Source organism: Sedimentitalea sp. (genome assembly GCF_039973035.1).
Lineage (GTDB): Bacteria > Pseudomonadota > Alphaproteobacteria > Rhodobacterales > Rhodobacteraceae > Sedimentitalea.
This window is the reverse complement of the sequence record NZ_JBDWLR010000059.1, coordinates 21,077-37,087: the sequence shown is the minus strand read 5'-3', so window position 1 is coordinate 37,087 and position 16,011 is coordinate 21,077. Positions and strand designations below refer to the sequence as shown.

16 protein-coding genes and 1 tRNA gene are annotated in these 16,011 nt (G+C 54.2%); 10 read left to right on the top strand and 7 right to left on the bottom strand.

The window, feature by feature from the left end:
* The 4 genes from ABJO75_RS14620 to ABJO75_RS14605 form a co-directional block, all read left to right on the top strand.
* Positions 1 to 127: transposase (locus tag ABJO75_RS14620; protein ID WP_333483634.1), on the top strand; the 127-nt coding region annotated here is incomplete at its 5' end.
* 132 nt (positions 128 to 259) lie between these two features.
* Entirely contained in the window at positions 260 to 1,138 is an 879-nt protein-coding gene (locus tag ABJO75_RS14615) for a hypothetical protein (RefSeq protein ID WP_348125102.1), read from the top strand.
* A 5-nt stretch (positions 1,139 to 1,143) separates the two neighbouring features.
* On the top strand, positions 1,144 to 1,917 hold the full coding sequence (locus tag ABJO75_RS14610) for a hypothetical protein (RefSeq protein ID WP_348125100.1): 774 nt from the start codon (positions 1,144 to 1,146) through the stop codon (positions 1,915 to 1,917).
* A gap of 3 nt (positions 1,918 to 1,920) precedes the next feature.
* The gene (locus ABJO75_RS14605; RefSeq protein WP_348125098.1) at positions 1,921 to 4,581 is read left to right on the top strand and encodes a hypothetical protein; all 2,661 of its coding nucleotides are present in this window, start codon (positions 1,921 to 1,923) and stop codon (positions 4,579 to 4,581) included.
* A 6-nt stretch (positions 4,582 to 4,587) separates the two neighbouring features.
* Here the strand turns inward: ABJO75_RS14605 and ABJO75_RS14600 are convergent, their stop codons facing one another.
* Both ABJO75_RS14600 and ABJO75_RS14595 read right to left on the bottom strand, forming a co-directional pair.
* Positions 4,588 to 5,730: a DNA cytosine methyltransferase gene (locus ABJO75_RS14600; RefSeq protein ID WP_348125096.1), complete on the bottom strand. Its 1,143-nt coding sequence runs from the start codon at positions 5,728 to 5,730 to the stop codon at positions 4,588 to 4,590.
* A gap of 320 nt (positions 5,731 to 6,050) precedes the next feature.
* Positions 6,051 to 6,494: a helix-turn-helix domain-containing protein gene (locus ABJO75_RS14595; protein WP_348125094.1), complete on the bottom strand. Its 444-nt coding sequence runs from the start codon at positions 6,492 to 6,494 to the stop codon at positions 6,051 to 6,053.
* Between the two features lie 114 nt (positions 6,495 to 6,608).
* Between ABJO75_RS14595 and ABJO75_RS14590 the strand changes: the two genes are divergently transcribed.
* Both ABJO75_RS14590 and ABJO75_RS14585 read left to right on the top strand, forming a co-directional pair.
* Positions 6,609 to 6,800: a hypothetical protein gene (locus ABJO75_RS14590; RefSeq protein ID WP_348125092.1), complete on the top strand. Its 192-nt coding sequence runs from the start codon at positions 6,609 to 6,611 to the stop codon at positions 6,798 to 6,800.
* Positions 6,797 to 7,825, top strand: a complete 1,029-nt coding sequence (locus ABJO75_RS14585) for a site-specific integrase (protein WP_348125090.1) — start codon at positions 6,797 to 6,799, stop codon at positions 7,823 to 7,825. The genes ABJO75_RS14590 and ABJO75_RS14585 overlap by 4 nt, the downstream gene beginning before the upstream one ends.
* A 68-nt stretch (positions 7,826 to 7,893) precedes the next feature.
* On the opposite strand, the gene ABJO75_RS14580 is transcribed toward ABJO75_RS14585, so the two are convergent.
* Positions 7,894 to 7,967, bottom strand: a tRNA-Cys gene (locus tag ABJO75_RS14580).
* A 142-nt stretch (positions 7,968 to 8,109) separates the two neighbouring features.
* Here ABJO75_RS14580 and ABJO75_RS14575 point away from each other — a divergent pair.
* The gene (locus tag ABJO75_RS14575) at positions 8,110 to 8,763 is read left to right on the top strand and encodes a protein-L-isoaspartate O-methyltransferase (protein WP_348125088.1); all 654 of its coding nucleotides are present in this window, start codon (positions 8,110 to 8,112) and stop codon (positions 8,761 to 8,763) included.
* Positions 8,764 to 8,853: 90 nt separating this feature from the next.
* Entirely contained in the window at positions 8,854 to 10,269 is a 1,416-nt protein-coding gene (locus ABJO75_RS14570; RefSeq protein ID WP_348125086.1) for a TolC family outer membrane protein, read from the top strand.
* 198 nt (positions 10,270 to 10,467) lie between these two features.
* Here the strand turns inward: ABJO75_RS14570 and ABJO75_RS14565 are convergent, their stop codons facing one another.
* Complete coding sequence (locus ABJO75_RS14565; protein ID WP_068332272.1) at positions 10,468 to 10,788, bottom strand: DUF6280 family protein; 321 nt, start codon at positions 10,786 to 10,788, stop codon at positions 10,468 to 10,470.
* A 218-nt stretch (positions 10,789 to 11,006) separates the two neighbouring features.
* On the opposite strand from ABJO75_RS14565, the gene efp reads away from it, so the two are divergent.
* Positions 11,007 to 11,570 carry an elongation factor P gene (efp, locus tag ABJO75_RS14560; protein WP_348125084.1) on the top strand — a complete coding sequence of 188 codons (564 nt, stop codon included), beginning with the start codon at positions 11,007 to 11,009 and terminating at the stop codon, positions 11,568 to 11,570.
* A 6-nt stretch (positions 11,571 to 11,576) separates the two neighbouring features.
* On the opposite strand, the gene ABJO75_RS14555 is transcribed toward efp, so the two are convergent.
* Both ABJO75_RS14555 and ABJO75_RS14550 read right to left on the bottom strand, forming a co-directional pair.
* Complete coding sequence (locus tag ABJO75_RS14555) at positions 11,577 to 12,500, bottom strand: ABC transporter transmembrane domain-containing protein (protein WP_348125082.1); 924 nt, start codon at positions 12,498 to 12,500, stop codon at positions 11,577 to 11,579.
* Between the two features lie 79 nt (positions 12,501 to 12,579).
* Positions 12,580 to 13,314, bottom strand: a complete 735-nt coding sequence (locus ABJO75_RS14550; protein ID WP_348125080.1) for a folate-binding protein — start codon at positions 13,312 to 13,314, stop codon at positions 12,580 to 12,582.
* Positions 13,315 to 13,381: 67 nt separating this feature from the next.
* Here ABJO75_RS14550 and ABJO75_RS14545 point away from each other — a divergent pair, with 67 nt between their 5' ends.
* The gene (locus tag ABJO75_RS14545) at positions 13,382 to 14,065 is read left to right on the top strand and encodes a TIGR04283 family arsenosugar biosynthesis glycosyltransferase (RefSeq protein ID WP_348125078.1); all 684 of its coding nucleotides are present in this window, start codon (positions 13,382 to 13,384) and stop codon (positions 14,063 to 14,065) included.
* A gap of 45 nt (positions 14,066 to 14,110) precedes the next feature.
* Here ABJO75_RS14545 and ABJO75_RS14540 read toward each other — a convergent pair whose 3' ends face one another.
* Positions 14,111 to 15,967 (bottom strand): ABC transporter ATP-binding protein, encoded by a 1,857-nt coding sequence (locus ABJO75_RS14540; RefSeq protein ID WP_348125076.1) that lies wholly within the window; start codon positions 15,965 to 15,967, stop codon positions 14,111 to 14,113.
* Positions 15,968 to 16,011 lie beyond the last annotated feature (44 nt).

Below are 16,011 nucleotides of genomic sequence, written 5' to 3'. Positions count from 1 at the left end.
CAATCGCATCGAGATCATGTTCGGCAGGTTGAAAGATTGGAGACGGGTCGCGACCCGATACGACAGGTGCCCGAAGGTCTTCCTCTCCGCAATCGCGCTAGCGGCAACCGTCATCTATTGGCTATGAGTCCTGACCCTAGTCATGGCTATGGATTATGAAATGAAAGGACGAAAATGCGCTTAGATGAAAGCTCCACCATGGCTTGCCCTTTGTTGCGTACCTGCAGCTTGCTGACTATAACAAATAACGCTGTGCAACTTGAACGATATCCGCATAGTGTTTTTGAACTTGTTTTTACAACCTTTAGAGTCTCAATTGCCAGTAAATACGAAGCCAGCACTTCTACCTGACGGTGTTTATCAAAAAATTTGTAATGATGCGGTTGAAGATGCCGTGAAGAATGAATTTCTCGCTGCTTGTTCAGAATGTGACTGTGAAACAATCGCAGATGTACGCAATGGAGTCGGAGAAGCGTCTCTAGAAGAGGCTTACGACCTGTTTTGCTCAACCCGTCAGCATACAGGGGTTCCAGTGGTGTTAGTTGACGGAGAAACACTCGGTCGGGTCACAAACCTGAGAAATGCGGCGGCATATATAGCCAAGGGGCTGCGGCAGAGTGTGGATGATGTTCTACAGAAATTCTCTTGGCTTGATAGCCATGGCAGTCCGGCAGCCACGCCAAGTCAACGAGTTGAAGCCGTCGAATGGTTCGAAGAATTAAAGACAGCCATTGATCCTAACACTGGCGTGGCATTCTCGATCAGTCCGCCAGTTTGTTGGCTCTTCCGGTCTCATCATGGCAACCACAACGCAAACGATGACATAGCGAACGATGCCGATTGTTTGCCATGCCGCTTGGGGTTGCCAGGTTTACTCAACGATGAACAAACGTATGAAACTGGCCTAGATTATCTGTGTATGGTCGTCGCTGCTGCTGGCGCAAGCAACGTCAGAGCGTCTAACTTTTGCCATAGCGGATACTTAGGTGTAAGAGATATTTGGGAGCCGGGCGGCATGACCGCTCCCATTCCGTATGGCCCAAACCCATGTGTGGCGAAAGGTGGCCTACCCGAAATATTGAGCGATGCTGTTGGCTATCGGCATATTGTTGAACCATTACGTATTGTTAGGACTTGATGCAGATGCTTGATGATCTTCTTTTTAGACTTCGCGCCTATTCCCAAGGGGTTAGGACCAAAGGAGGATTTTCGGACCTTGAACTATTTTTAGCCCGACTCAAGCAAAACAGTGACTTTGATCCGCATGCAGCGGAACAAGCTTTGGCTGAGCTTGTTTCTTACGATGAAGCAAAAAATGAAGATTTTTCCATGGGCATTGTGCTGATCGCAGAGAAACTTGGGTGTCATGGCGCTACCTACCGCGATGCTCTTGAAAGAAGGCTATTCGGTTCAGATGCACCCCTATCACCAAGAAGTCAGTTCGAGCTTGTTTCGGACTTCATTCTTTGCGGTGGTGATTTTGGGCCGCAACAATTGAACGACCTCAGCTTGTTACGCACTGAATTGCCCGAATTATGGATCGATCTTGCACTTGATGCCTATCCACTCGATGTCGTTGGTCTGACAAAAGCGGTCACTGGCCTATTCGATGCTCCGAGCATTCAAATCAACTGGAAAGTTTTGAAGCCACGTTACCTCAAACTGGTTGGTTCGATCGGCAGCAAACTGTTCAACAAATTTGCGCTAACTGTCTCCCAATCCCTGACAAATGGCGATCAGGCGGACTTTCTGAATTGGGTAAACGAACGACGGGGGTCACAACTGGAACCGACCTTGCAAATTGCAGCAAGTGTCACTTCGGTCCTTCACCCTATTCCAAGGGACGATATCGATTTCCTGACGAAGCGCCCCTGCTTGGCCGAGTCTGTGGTCGAACAAGTACCAGTGGCTGCATAAGATATGAGCACAAACATTTCGCTTCCATACCATGACCTAGCTGAAAAATTAATTCGGAGTACGTTGAGGGCTTTCGGTGAATTTGTTGAGCAAGGCGGCGATAAATACAGTTTTATAGAGCCGGGAAACGTGCCCGATGCCAAACTAAACCGGCATTTCTCGTGGATCGCCGTAGTAACTGGAGAAAATCAAGTCCGTCATCTTAGAGGTGGTAGTGCTGATGAAGCGCTCCATCCTCTGCAAACAAAGACCCTTCGAAATGTTTCCAAGCTCGCTGACAAAGTCAGAAAGGCCTTGCAAAGAGGCGATAGTATCTTGGACCCTGAGAGCGATCTCGTGCAAGAGAACCCGACGCGAATATCTCGGATCATAAAGAACGCCATGGAGGCGACGTTTGAGGAATCCACACGGCGAGAAGATGCTATAAATATTCCTTCACCATATCAAATAGTAGCCGATTTTTTAACGATACCTGAACACCCTGGAAGCCGAGCCTACGCTCTACTAACGATGAGAACAGTGCTTTTCCAACGATTTGGGGCGATGCCTAAAACAGTTCTCAAGCACAACTATGACGAATTCACAGTTCAAGACCTCGAAGCGGCGTATACGAGCCTTCTGACTTCCATGCAGGAACGATATCGAAGCCGTGGACAGGACAAACTTGACGATCCTAAACCGCGGGCCGACTCCAGCTTAAGTTCAAGAGTGTCTGGCATTCTTAGGCATTACCTTGCAATGACGAGCGTTCTGAACCTACGCCTCAAGCCGTCAGATCGTTATCCACAAAGCCCAGCTCATGCGCTATTTGGCTTGTCAGAGCTATGTGACGTGCATTCTGCTGCTATTCCGCTCGAATTTGCCCGTCCACAGTACCTAAAATCACCCACCGAATTTAGTGAACTCGTGAATAGTCTCTGGGGAATCCCGATACCAATCCGAGGAGCTGACACCATTTTTAGAGGCGGATTGAACTTTGCATCACGGGGTGGACTAGTTTGTGCGCTTCACGGTGGAGCTGGGTCAGGGAAAACGGCTTTAGCGCTCGGTTTAGGAGCAGCCTTATCTGGTTTCGGTATCCGAACACTTTTTCTGACCGCAGAAGAGGACGCAGAGGATCTACATAGCCGTGCAGCGAGCTTGTTGCCTTCGCGAATTCGGAACTTACCTTTTGTGCCCGATAACTCCCATGACTGGCTTCGGATTAGCAGATTTGAATTGGTTCATGAGGAAGAGGACAAAAGGCTCAGATATTTAAGCGATCTCTTCGAGGAGATTGCGTCTGCACTTGAAGCTCAAAATTGCACAACAGATGAAAATGCAGATGGAATACCGCTACCTTGTTCAACAATGGTCGTTCTGGACGGCCTACACGAGATCGCCACACAAGCTCTTTTTGATACTAGTCAGGCAGATTCCAAAAAAATTACAGACGAATTCCACCGATTTATTGAGACCTGCCGTAAGCTTCGAGCCTTAGTGGTACTCACCACAGGAACAGATTGGAGAGCAGACACATCTCTAGACTATCTTGTAGATGTGGCGATGAGGCTTTCACACGAAACGGAGTCAGATATTGGCTCCAAGCCTCATCGCTATATGACTCTATCAAAGGCGAGGCACCAACTTTGCTCGCCGGGGACACACGGCTTGCAGATTGCTGGCGATAAGGGCGTTAGATTCACTCCACAGATGAACTACCAGCTTGACCGCATGTCAATCTGGAACTCGCGTCTCCCTTTTACCGATGTTTACAAACAGACAATGCAACTGACATGTCGGCAAGAGGATTTAAGACTGATTTCAGTCGGGTCAGGCACTGGGGTGTCGAAGGATCTAAACTTTTTCAGGAACAAAAAGGTGGGCGTTGAGCTATACCGGGGATCCAATATATTCCTAAATGGCGAAGGATCTGGCGGCAAAGCAGGCCTTGCGCTTAAAATAGCAACTGCTCCGTCTTTTCAGAAAAGCACCAACAACACACTAATTTCGAAGTCCGAGAAGGTCTTAGTCGTCTCTTTCCTCTATCCAGAAGAGTACTACAAACATATTCTAGGCAAGCTAAAGGTCGTTCGAAACAGAGAGTATCCTGAGCTTCCACGAGATTATGATCCTCGGATGGAAGTCATGCATCTCTATCCGGGCCACCTGAAGCCGGACACCCTCTATAGCAAAATCGAATGGGCCTTACGCGCATCTCTGCTTTCAGGAGATCCATTCACAACAATTGTCATAGACGGAATCCATAATGTATTCCTCCAGTTTCCCGAGATTGAAAAGCAAAGTCTCTTCTGGCCTCAATTGTTTAGCTTGCTAAGAACGCGAAGCTTAACGTCCATTATCACACACACACTGCTATCGGTGCGCATGTCCGGTCGTCAGAAACCCAATTCTTTTGGCGCACAACCAGAGGCATATCGAACCGTTGACGATAGTCGCTCAGATCCTCTTAAACACGCTCTGGTGCTAAAAACTGATTTCCGCATAGAAGTTGACCCAAAAGAGCTATCCGGCACACAGATGGAAGTTTCATCACCTCACACTTTTCGCGTCGAAACACATTCAGCAATTGGGCAACCAATGCCCGATCCAGAAAAAAACCCGTTGTATTGGAGCCGTGAACAATTGGTCTTCTTCTCCGAGCCGCAAACAGCCCTATTCTAAAATTCGTTATGTTCTAAGGGTATTTCTCAAGCTTTCTCCAATCACTGTAGCAAGCTTGACAGGCACCGCGTTGCCCAGTTGCCGGACGGCCCTACTCCAAACATGGTGGAACACAAAGCTGTCGGGAAATGTCTGAACGCGAGCGCACTCCCTAATGGTGAGATATCGAACTGAACCGTCGTCCTTTATAAGCATGTTCTCGCCTCCGGGTACGCCGTTTACTCCTGCCTTGAGTGTCTTAGCCGGTACATCAAGCTTACTCCCAGTATGGCCTTTATATGCCCGCGCCCCGCCCTTAAACGTGTGTCCATGAATGAAATTGCCTTCACCAATCTCTGGGTCAGGCAAATCCATAATCGCGTCGCGTAGGGTTACCCATGGTTTGGTACCAACGCTCGGATCGGCCTCAAAGCTAAACTGCGCTCCAGATTTAGGACGAGTGGCATCAACAAGCTTATGCCGTTCGGCATATTCACCTGTTAACTTGCTTGCTTCCAGCGCTGCTGCAGAATGCGTGGCGCAGGGAAAACTCCAGCTTTTTGTGATATCTTCTCGTATTCCAACCAAGAAGACACGCTGCCTCGTTTGCGGTATTCCGTAGTCTGCGGCGTTCGTTGATTGGATGACAACCCGGTAGCCCAGCCTAGACCGGGCTTTACTCGTGTGATGCTTTTCCAACCTAGTTAGTTTGGAAACCCAGTCTTCACCTAGCACTTCTTCGACGTCAGGATATGACAGTGATAGCCGCAAATACTCAAAGTAGTTCTGAAACCGTGGCCGCATGATGCCGGGCACATTCTCAAACAAGAAAGCTCTTGGCCGGGCCTCTTTCACTGCCCGAATAGCTTCAGGGAACATATTCCTCTGATCTTTTGCAGCTCGGTGACTGCCACCAAACGAGAAAGGCTGACAAGGTGGCCCGCCTGACAAGAGCGATACCTTGCCTTCAAATTTTCGGAAATCGAAGTTGCGAACATCTTTAGCACTCGGAGGCTCAAAACCTGATTTGATAGTGTTATTCTCTAGGTTTTGGTTCAAAGTCTCTATGCATGAGGGATCTGACTCAAAAAGATCTAGATGTCGAAAGCCTGCAGCCTCAAGGCCAGTTGCCATCCCTCCAATTCCCGAAAATAATTCTAAGCTGTTCATAGGAGCCTTCCTAATCCGGTAAGCCAGATAAATCGATAGGAGGTCGCCTTCAAAGAGCTCAATGGTCTGAGACCGAAAAGTCTGACGCCATAAGTGCCATGAAAGCGATTAGTCGTCGCCGAATTGCAACGAATACTGATCCAATGACTAAGCCAGTTGTGGACCCCAAGATGCTTGCGAACTTCCATTGCGAACCCTCTGCCGACCATATCAAAATGGCGACCCAAAGAACCGAAAACGCAAGCGCCATGAAGATTCCGACATTGACCAATTCAATGGTTTTCCGCCCCCACTTGCGCAATTCTGCCTTACTGCTTTTCTCAGTTGTCATCTTTGGCCGCTGTCCTTTGTTGTCCTTGGTGGCTTCCAACAATCTCGGCAATATCACTTGCCGGAAGGCTTCGGTTTTGGCTTAGGCCCAACTTGATCGCCAATCTAAGTTTTTGCGCCCACGAAACCGGGTCAATGGCACTATTGGTGGCCTTTAGCTCCGTTAGCCCACGCTCAAGCGTTTCCTGCACTATCGCCAGTTCTTTGTCTTCTAATTCAAGGTTGTCACCCGACAGCAGCCAACCGCGCGCGACTCCTTGGATCGCTTCCACCTTTAAAACGACTGCCGTTGTGACTTCGCGTTGGCCTGTCTCGTAAGCTCTATATGAGCGGTAGGACGTTCCCAAAAACTCCGCGAATTCGGCTTGAGACAGCCCCGTTGATGCACGAACTTCGCGCAGCCTACGGCCAATCTCCAAAAAAGTAGTAGACACGCGGGCCTCCTCATGTTTGTGTCAAATAGGCCGTATATGGCCTATTTATGTATTTATTCGTCGGTTTAGGCCGTTTGAGCCTAGATGCGAGACAATGGGAGTTAAAGTGGAAAAATGACCAAAACAACGATTCAAACCAAGGCAAAGCAGGCGGTTTCATCACTCTTGAAGGACGCGCGGGATGCCGGATGGAGCCGAGCGAAGTTCGAGATGAAGCCCGACGGTAGCGTTACCGTCGATGCAGGCATGGGTGATCCTGCTGGAGCCGATGATTTTCTCGAAAGCGACTTAAGGATGGGCAAGTGACCCGAAAGAGCCTGCCGAAATATGTCTATGAGGATCGCGGCTATCTGCGGTTCATTCGTCGGTCACGAGGGCAATCGGTGATGATGAAGGAAGAGCTGGGAACGCCGGAGTTTGCGGACCACTATAGCCAGTTGCTGAAAGGCCGTGAGCCAACCCCGACAAAACGGAATTTCGAGGCATTGATCCTGAGTTATTTTGAAAGCAATGCCTATAAGAAGTTAAAGCCAAGGACAAAGGCCGACTACCGAAAATACATCGGCCACATCCGTGTTATCTGGGGGACAAAAGACCCTCAGAAGATTGAGACCCACCACATCTACGAATTACATCGCGCCAATGCGGAGCATTGGCGGCAAGCCAACTATCTTGTTCAGGTCATGGTAGTTTTGATGAAACACGCCCGCCTTATTGGGTTTCTCAAAAAAGAGCACGGCAACCCCGCCAAGGGCATCCCGCTGTTCAAACAGCAGAGTGAGGGCTGGGAGCCTTGGCCTGATGATGTGCGGGAAGAGTTCGAAAAGATGGCGACGTCACGCGCTCGTTTGGTCTATGAGCTTTGCGTCGGCACAGGACAACGGATCGGTGACGTTCTAAAGATGCGCTGGGATCATTTCCAAGACGGGGCCTACGATTTCACTCAAGGCAAAGGTGAGAAACGACTTTGGATACCACTGACACACCGTCTAACCGATCATTTGGCTTCAATTGAGAAGAACGGCCTGACAGTCATAACTGACAAGCAGGGACGCCCAGTCAGTTATAGAACCATCGCCGACGAAATGCGCAAGGTTAAGGCGAATATGGAGCATTCTGGTGCGGCCACCTACGTCACCCATGGCCTGCGCAAGAACGCAACAATCGAACTTTATCAGTCAGGTTGTGACGACGAAATGGTGAAGGCCGTAACGGGTCATTCTGGCGTTGAGATGCTAAAAAAATACGGAGGGCGCATCAGGCAGCGGGAGCTTGCGACACGGGCACAAGACGCTCGAAACCGTTTCGAACAGAACAAGAAGAAAACGTGAAAGTTTCAACGCTTGTTTCAAAAATTGAGTAAGAGGAGACGAAATATGGCGCAAGTCATTGATTTTATTGGAGGCGAGTACCGGAATCGAACCGGTGTACACGGATTTGCAATCCGCTGCGTCACCACTCCGCCAACTCGCCGTGCCATGGTGGTGCAGGGCGTCTAGCTGATCTGTCGCTGCGCTGCAAGTGTCACATATCGTGTTTTTGCACAGTGGGCCGTTGCCGGGGCGCGGGCGATGTGGCAAAACCCCTGCAACCGCGTGAACAGAAGAGTTTAGCAATGGCAGATTTCGCGCTCCGACGCCGGATGATGGTCGACACTCAGGTGCGGCCGTCCGATGTTACCAAGTTTCCGATCATCGACGCGATGCTGAAGGTAGAGCGCGAGGCTTTCCTTCCGGATGCGCTGCGAGAAGCGGCCTATTCCAGTGAAAACCTGGACCTTGGCGAAAAACGCGTATTGCTCGAACCGCGCACGTTGGCCAAGATTCTGGATGCGTTGAATATTTCCGGAGATCAACTGGTTCTGGATATCGGTTGCGCCTATGGCTATTCCTCTGCTGTGGTGGCTCGGATGGCCCAGGCCGTTGTTGCGGTGGAAGAGGATACCGCAATGGCCGCCGAAGCCCAGTCTGTCTTTGTGGAGTCGGGCACGGATAACGTGATCGTCCACGAGGGACCACTTGCCGATGGAGCAGAGGAGCATGGCCCCTACGATCTCATCCTGATACAGGGCGGTGTGGAGCAATTGCCGGATGCTATCGCCGACCAGCTCAAAGATGGCGGTCGCATTGCGTGTCTTTTTATGGAAGACGCGCTTGGTATCGTCCGGATTGGTTACAAGACCGGCGGCACATTGTCCTGGCGGTTCGATTTCAATGCAAGCGCTCCGGTCTTGCCAGGTTTTGAGAAAGAAGCCGTGTTTGCCTTGTAGGTATAAAGGGTGACGACGGCTGTTTGAGGTAGATGTAGTGGGACACAACGGGAAAAACCCGGACTTACTCGTCGCGATCAGGAGGTCGACATGAGCAGGACACCGAAATTCAGAGTGGGCAAGGCCGCAGCACTTGCGATCAGTATAAGCTCTGCGGTTCTGGCCGTTGGCAGCGCGCGGGCCGAGAATATCGCAGACGCCATGATCGGTGCCTATAATACCAGCGGACTGTTGGAACAGAACCGCGCGTTGTTGCGTGCGGCGGACGAGGACGTGGCCGCTGCGGTTTCAACACTGCGGCCGGTGCTGGATTTCGTACTGGCGACGTCGGTTCGCGAGCCACGGCAGTGGAGCGGGGGGACCTTGGGGGCGAGTTCGTCGCAACTTACCGCTGCCTTTGAGGCGTCGTGGAGATTGCTGGACAATGGTGTGCGGCGGCTGACGGTCGCGGCTGCGAAAGAGGTGGTTCTGGCGACACGGCAAACGCTGGTGTCAATCGAGCAGCGCATTCTACTGCGTGCCGTTACCGCATTTATGGATGTCATCCTTCAGACCGAGAACGTGTCGCTGAGACAGAATAACGTTCGGGTGCTGGGTGAGGAATTGCGCGCTGCGCAGGATCGGTTTGATGTTGGCGAAGTGACACGGACCGACGTTGCGCTGGCGGAATCAAGGTTGGCGGCTGCCCGCAGCAACCTAGCAACGGCGCAGGGGCTGCTTGTCAATGCAAAGGCTGAATATGTGAACGCAGTCGGTCGACAGCCCGGCCAGTTGGTAACGCCAACCAACTTGCCCAAGCGTCCGCAGTCGGTCGAAGCCGCACAGGCCGTTTCGGTCCGGTATCATCCGGATATTCTGGCCAGCCAGCGACAGGTCGCAGCGCAGGAAATTCTCGTGCAATCCGCGACCAAGGCGCTTGGCCCCACGGTCGATGGTACCATGGCGGTCGGCCTAATCGAAGACTGGGACAGTTCCGGCGATGGATATGACGCCAGTGTCGGGCTGAGCCTGCGTCAGCCGATTTACCGAGGGGGCGCGTTGCAATCTGACATTCGCGCTGCAATGGCCGATCGGGATGCCGCGCGCGGCAGTCTGCTGTCGGTGCAGCGTGACACTGTTCAGGGCGTAAACGATGCTTTTGTCCGTCTGGAAGTTTCGCGTGCCAGCCTTGTCGCCACGGCAGAGCGTGTGCGGGCGGCGCGGGTCGCCTTTGATGGCATTCGCGAAGAGGCCACCTTGGGTGCCCGGACCACGCTTGATGTGTTGTCTGCCGAGCAAGAATTGCTGGATGCGCTGACGGCACAAATCTCCGCAAGGGCGGAAGAGGTGATTGCGTCCTACCAGTTGTTGGCCAGCCAGGGTTTGTTGACGGCGGAGCGTCTGGGGCTAGCGGTTCAGATCTATGATCCGACAATCTATTACAATCTGGCAAAAGATGCGCCGGCGCGCATATCCAAGCAGTCAAAGGATCTGAATCGTGTGCTTGAGGCACTTGGCAAGCGATAAGAGTGTGAGCCGGGGCAATAGCGCCGGCTGACCGGTCTTGGGTACGTTGGCTCGGTCCGCTGGCGAACCGCGTAGTTCTGCGAACATGCCATTGATCCGAGGCCGAGCCTTGAATGGCATCAGCTAACCAAGTCAGGAAAAATCAAAAGCGCGGGCAGCAATGCCCGCGCTTTTTGAATCGACCGACGGATTATCTTGTCAGGCGGCTTCTGCCTGCTGAGCAGCGTTGCGCCGCTCGCTTTCCTCGCGGGAGAGCGCGACAGAGGTCCGCACACCGCGGCCCACGAATTCCATCAAACCAGACACGACCCGCTCGTTCGGATCGATACCGGCACAGGACAGCACTTCGCGCCCGTCGCGCGAACGCGCCCAGCGGGCGATCTGTTCTGGTCCATTGCCGTATTTCTTGTCATCGGCGATGGCATCATCAAGCGCGGCCAGTACGACAGCCGCGAAGAGTTTACGTGCACGATTGCCTTGCTCGTTGTTAAAGGCAGTGCCGTCAACGAAATCTTTCATCTCGTTTCCTTTGTTATTCTTGCTCTTGTAATTTTTCGGCGCGACGTCCGTTATGACTGATCTAAACTGATTCGGATACCCCGAAATTGCATAGCTTACTTGCGTTCAGCGCATGGCTCGCTGCAGCTGCAGCACGAGATATCGTTGTATTGCCAGTCTCACTCCCGCCATATATAGGTGCCTGAGCTTTTCGATCAAGCACATGCGAAGGTAAAACCATGCCCAAAATCAACGGCAACGAAATCCGCCCAGGCAACGTCCTCGAACACAACGATGGCCTGTGGGCGGCGGTCAAAGTGGATCACGTCAAGCCGGGCAAGGGCGGCGCGTTTGCGCAGGTCGAGCTGCGCAATCTGCGCAACGGCAGCAAGCTGAACGAACGGTTCCGCAGCGCGGACAAGGTTGAAAAGGTGCGGCTGGAGCAGAAAGACCAGCAGTTCCTGTATGAGAATGACGGAATGCTCGTTTTCATGGACACGACCAGCTATGAGCAGGTCGAGCTTCCTGCCGAGATCCTCGGGGATCGTCGTCCGTTCCTGCAGGACGGGATGACTGTGGTCGTCGAATTCCACGATGCCGAGGCGCTGAGCGCGTCGCTGCCGCAAAAGGTGACCTGTAAGATCGTCGAGACCGAGCCTGTCGTCAAAGGCCAGACTGCTGCGAATTCATTCAAACCGGCGATCCTTGATAACGGGATCAAGGTGATGGTGCCGCCATTTGTCGGGCAGGACGAGATGATCGTAGTAAATACCGAAACCATGGAATACGCCGAACGCGCCTGAGCGCGTTCAGCCTGTCTTGCGCGCGCTGGCCTGTGGCTCTTCCAGAAGTTCGCGCACCAGATCAAACTTGACCCTCGCGGCGCTGACCTGTCGGTAAAACGCGATCAGAAATGACGTCGGCGCCTGAAGGCGGCTCAGACCCATGGTCGCGGCCACGACGGTGCCGACATCCGTGCGCCCTTCCAGAACCAGCCAGCCGCCAAGGACGAGGACCGCAACAGTGGCGACAGCGTTCAGGGCGCTGATCACGAATTTGGTCGACAGTTTCCAGATGAACATGCGGCGTCGGGTCTCAAAGATAGCGTCGAACTCCTCTTCGATTGTCGAAGCGTCCTCGCCGTCGTCTTCATTGACGATCCGGTTGGTGGCGCCACGCAGAATCCTGACGCGCTTGGCAACCAGTTCGTTCACCTTTCGCTGTGTCGCAAGAATAATGATGACCTGCGGTGTGATCATCGCCAGCGCAATGACGCCCAGCCCGGGTTGCGACGATGCGATATAGCCGATCACTGCAACCAGTGTCCCGAGTTGCACGACAGGGTCCGAAAACGCCCCGCCGGTAAACTTGCCCAACTCTTCGGCCTCTGCGGATATGGTTGTTGTCAGAGTGCCTTTCGGGATCGATTTGCCATTGGCATTGTCTAGGTACAGGCGCTTGCGCAGGAGCCTGATGATGTCCTCGCCCAACGTGCCCGAGCGGTAGGAAACCAACCATTTCAGCGTCAGACTCAAGAGGATGACACCCATCATCTCGGCGCACATCACGAACAGCGAAGGCGAGTCGATCTTGGCGTGGGTCAGCGCGTTGATGATTTCCTTTTGATAGCTTAGCGGGACTGCGGACAAGCCGGCGACAGCCAGCGACAGCAGGATCAGGATAAACTGTCGGCGTCCACTGACGCGCCAGATGGTTGAATAAAGCTGAATCAAGGATGTGAACTCATCTGCCGGGTGACAACGGGGTGCAAAATCAGGGCGAAGCGGGCGGCACTTTAGACTGCACAGGGGATCACGCTGGCCAAAGCGTCGCGTCCTCGGCCTTCATCGCATCTGTCACCCGGTCAAACCGCAAATAGGCCAGCGCATGATTGCCGGATTGGGTAAAGAGTGTGCCGACTGCCTTGTCTTCGGCGACGATCGGCGTGCCTGAGGGGGCTGAGCCTTCGATACGGACGCGTCGCAGCCCTTTGCGCAGCTCTGTCTTGTGCCGCATGCGTGCTGTGACCTCCTGTCCGACATAGCACCCCTTGCGGAAATCGACGCCGTTCAGGACATCAAATCCCGTTTCGAGGATGAATGTGTCGGGCGTCAGTTCAATGCCGGTTTCGGGGATGCAGTGGTCGACGCGGATAGCGTCCCAGTCGCTGCCGTCGTCTTGGGCGGGGGCTGTCGAATAGCGGCGCCAGCCAAGAGCCGGGTGGCGCGGGTCGGCGTGGGCACCGTCAGGGGCGGTACCGGTGCCGCGCTGTACGTTCAAATCACTTTCGGAAATCGCAACATCAGCGCGCAGCTTGTACATCGTCAGCCGTTTCTTGAGATCGTCCGCCAACACCTCGGCGACATCAATCAGAACACTGTCGTCCTGCCGCAGCAGAAAAAAGTCAGCGATGTACTTGCCTTGCGGGGTCAAGAGCGCAGCATAGACCAGCCCGTCGTCAAGGCGAACAATGTCATTGGTAACCAACCCTTGCAGAAACGGTTCGGTTTCGCGGCCGGTGAGCTTGAGGATGCGACGGTCGGACATGGCGGCCTCCTAGTTTTCATTACCCCGACATATAGATATGCGTGCAGGAAAGAACAGAGAAAGTCCCATGCCCGCCGAAATCTCGATCATCATTCCCACATTGAACGCAGAGGATCAGCTGCCAGCCTGTCTTGCAACCTTGATGGAGGGGCTGTCGGCCGGGCTGATCCGAGAACTGATCGTCACCGATGGGGGCAGCACCGATGCAACCTGTCGGATCGCCGATGCTGCCGGTGCGAACATCACAACCGGTCCCGCGTCGCGCGGAGGGCAGCTGCGCCGGGGTGTCGCGCAGGCACGGGGGCGATGGCTGCTGGTGCTGCACGCGGATACGCAGCTTGAGCCGGGCTGGGCCGCTGCGGTCGCAAAGCACATTGCGAACGGGCAAGGAGCCAGCGCCTATTTTCGCCTCGCCTTTCGCGCACGCGGCCTGATGCCGATCTGGTTCGCGGGATGGGCAAACCTGCGGTCCTACGTGTTCGGCTTGCCCTACGGCGATCAGGGATTGCTGGTGCTGGGCAGCACTTATGATCGGGCCGGTGGCTATCCTGACCAGCCACTGATGGAAGATGTTGCCTTGGTTCGGGCGTTGCAGCGTCCGTTGACCGCCCTTTCGGCGCGCGCGTTCACCAGTGCCGAGCGCTATCGGCGCGTGGGCTGGCTGCGCCGAGGCGCTGCAAATCTATGGACATTGGTCCGCTACATTGCAGGTGCGGATCCGAAAACGCTTGCCAGGCAGTACCAGCGCTAGACGTGCCACAAGACCGCGTTTGAGCGCGAAACCGGCACGCGAGTATCACCCAAGCAGTTTCTGCCCAACGCGACGGAGCCATGAACTCTGCGGCTTTGACAGGTGCGGTGCATGTGGTGCCAACGCCGCTGCGCCCTGCGGGTCGATCACGGTTTTCCCACCCTGAAACTGCAGATGGTAGAGATCGGCATAAATGCCGCCGCGCTTCAGCAATTCGGCGTGGGTTCCGGCGTCAACGACCTTGCCACGATCCATGACGATGATCTTGTCGGCATTTATGATGGTGGACAGCCGGTGCGCAATCACCAGCGACGTTCGGCCACCCGCAAGGCGATCCAGTGCCGACTGAACAACTTTTTCCGACTGGGCATCCAGCGCACTGGTCGCCTCGTCCAAGAGCAGGATCGGCGTGTCGCGCAACAAGGCGCGGGCGATCACCACGCGCTGGCGTTGACCACCAGACAGCGCTGAGCCGCGCGGTCCGACGCGTGTGTCCAGACCCTCGGGCAATTTCGCGATAAAATCCGATACATGCGCGGCGTCGAGAACAGGTTGCAGTTCCGCGTCGCTGACGTCGGTGCGCCCCAGCAGGATGTTCTCGCGCAGCGATTCATCAAACAACAGTGCATCCTGGCTGACGACTGAATAGAGCTGCCTGAGATCCGGCAAGGCCATATCACGGACGTCAATGCCGCCAATCTTGACGCTGCCCTGCTGGGGATCGACAAGTCGCGTCAACAGGTTGAAAATCGTGGACTTGCCCGCCCCCGACGCCCCGACCAGCGCGGTCGTCTTGCCTGAGTCAGCGACAAGCGACAGATCCCGCAAAACCTCTGCATCGCCATAGCTGAGCGATACGTTTTCCAGTTGCACATTGGGAAGGCCGGTGGGGGCCGGAACTGCGACCTCGGGCGAGGTCAGCAGGATCGGCGCGTCCATCAGTTCCTTCAGGCGTTCAATCGAGGCGGCTGCGGCCTGCCACGCGCCGCTCAGGCTGGCCAAACGGCGCATCGGGTCAAAGGCGAGGCCGATGGCTGTAAAGAAGCTCATGAACTGGCCAACCGTTTTCTCACCGGCAATGATTTCAGTGCCACCATATAGAAGAACGCCCATGAATCCGATCCCGGCCATCATGTCGATCATGCCGGTAATGGATGAGGTCCCAAAGGTCGCGCGAATTTGAGAACGCCGATAGGTGTCAGTGTACCCCGAGTATCGGTCGACCTGATAGTCTTCGAGGCTGTTCAGCTTGATCGGTACGATGCCATGAAACACCTCATCCAGACGGGTGGACAATGTGGCCCCGAGATCGCGTGCCAAGGCGGATTTCTTGCGCACATAGCGTTGCGCCACCCCGATCGGCAGAAACATGAGCGGCACGCCGATGAGCATGATCGCGGTCCAGGCCCAGTCAATGCTGGTGGCAACACCAAGCAGCACAACCAGCGACACCGCATCCTTGCCGGCGCCGGTGATGATGCCGCGCCAGACAATGTCAATGGCCCCGACATCGCCCTGAACGCGCTGGATCAGAAATCCGGGGGGATGGTTCTGGTGAAACGAGGTGTCCTGCTGGATCATGCGCCGCAGCAGATCGACCCTGAGATGCGCGGCAGTGATCTGCGAAACATGCGCCAACAACATTTTTTGTGTGAGACCGGCAAGACCGCGAACGGTGAAAATCACCAGGAATGTTATGCTGACCCATTTCAATGCGCCGCTGTTGCCCGCCACGAACACTTCATCGAACATCGGTTGCATCATATAGCTGATTGCGCCGATCATGCTGCCCTCGATCAGCATGAACACCATGGCGAGGGCCATCGTCCCCGTATGTTGATGAAGATATCCGCGCCACAACCACCTCAGCAGTTCGGCCGAGGATTTGGGGGGAGTGCTCATAAGGTCTTGATCCTGTTGAGTTGCGAAGCCGGTCATCATCGCTG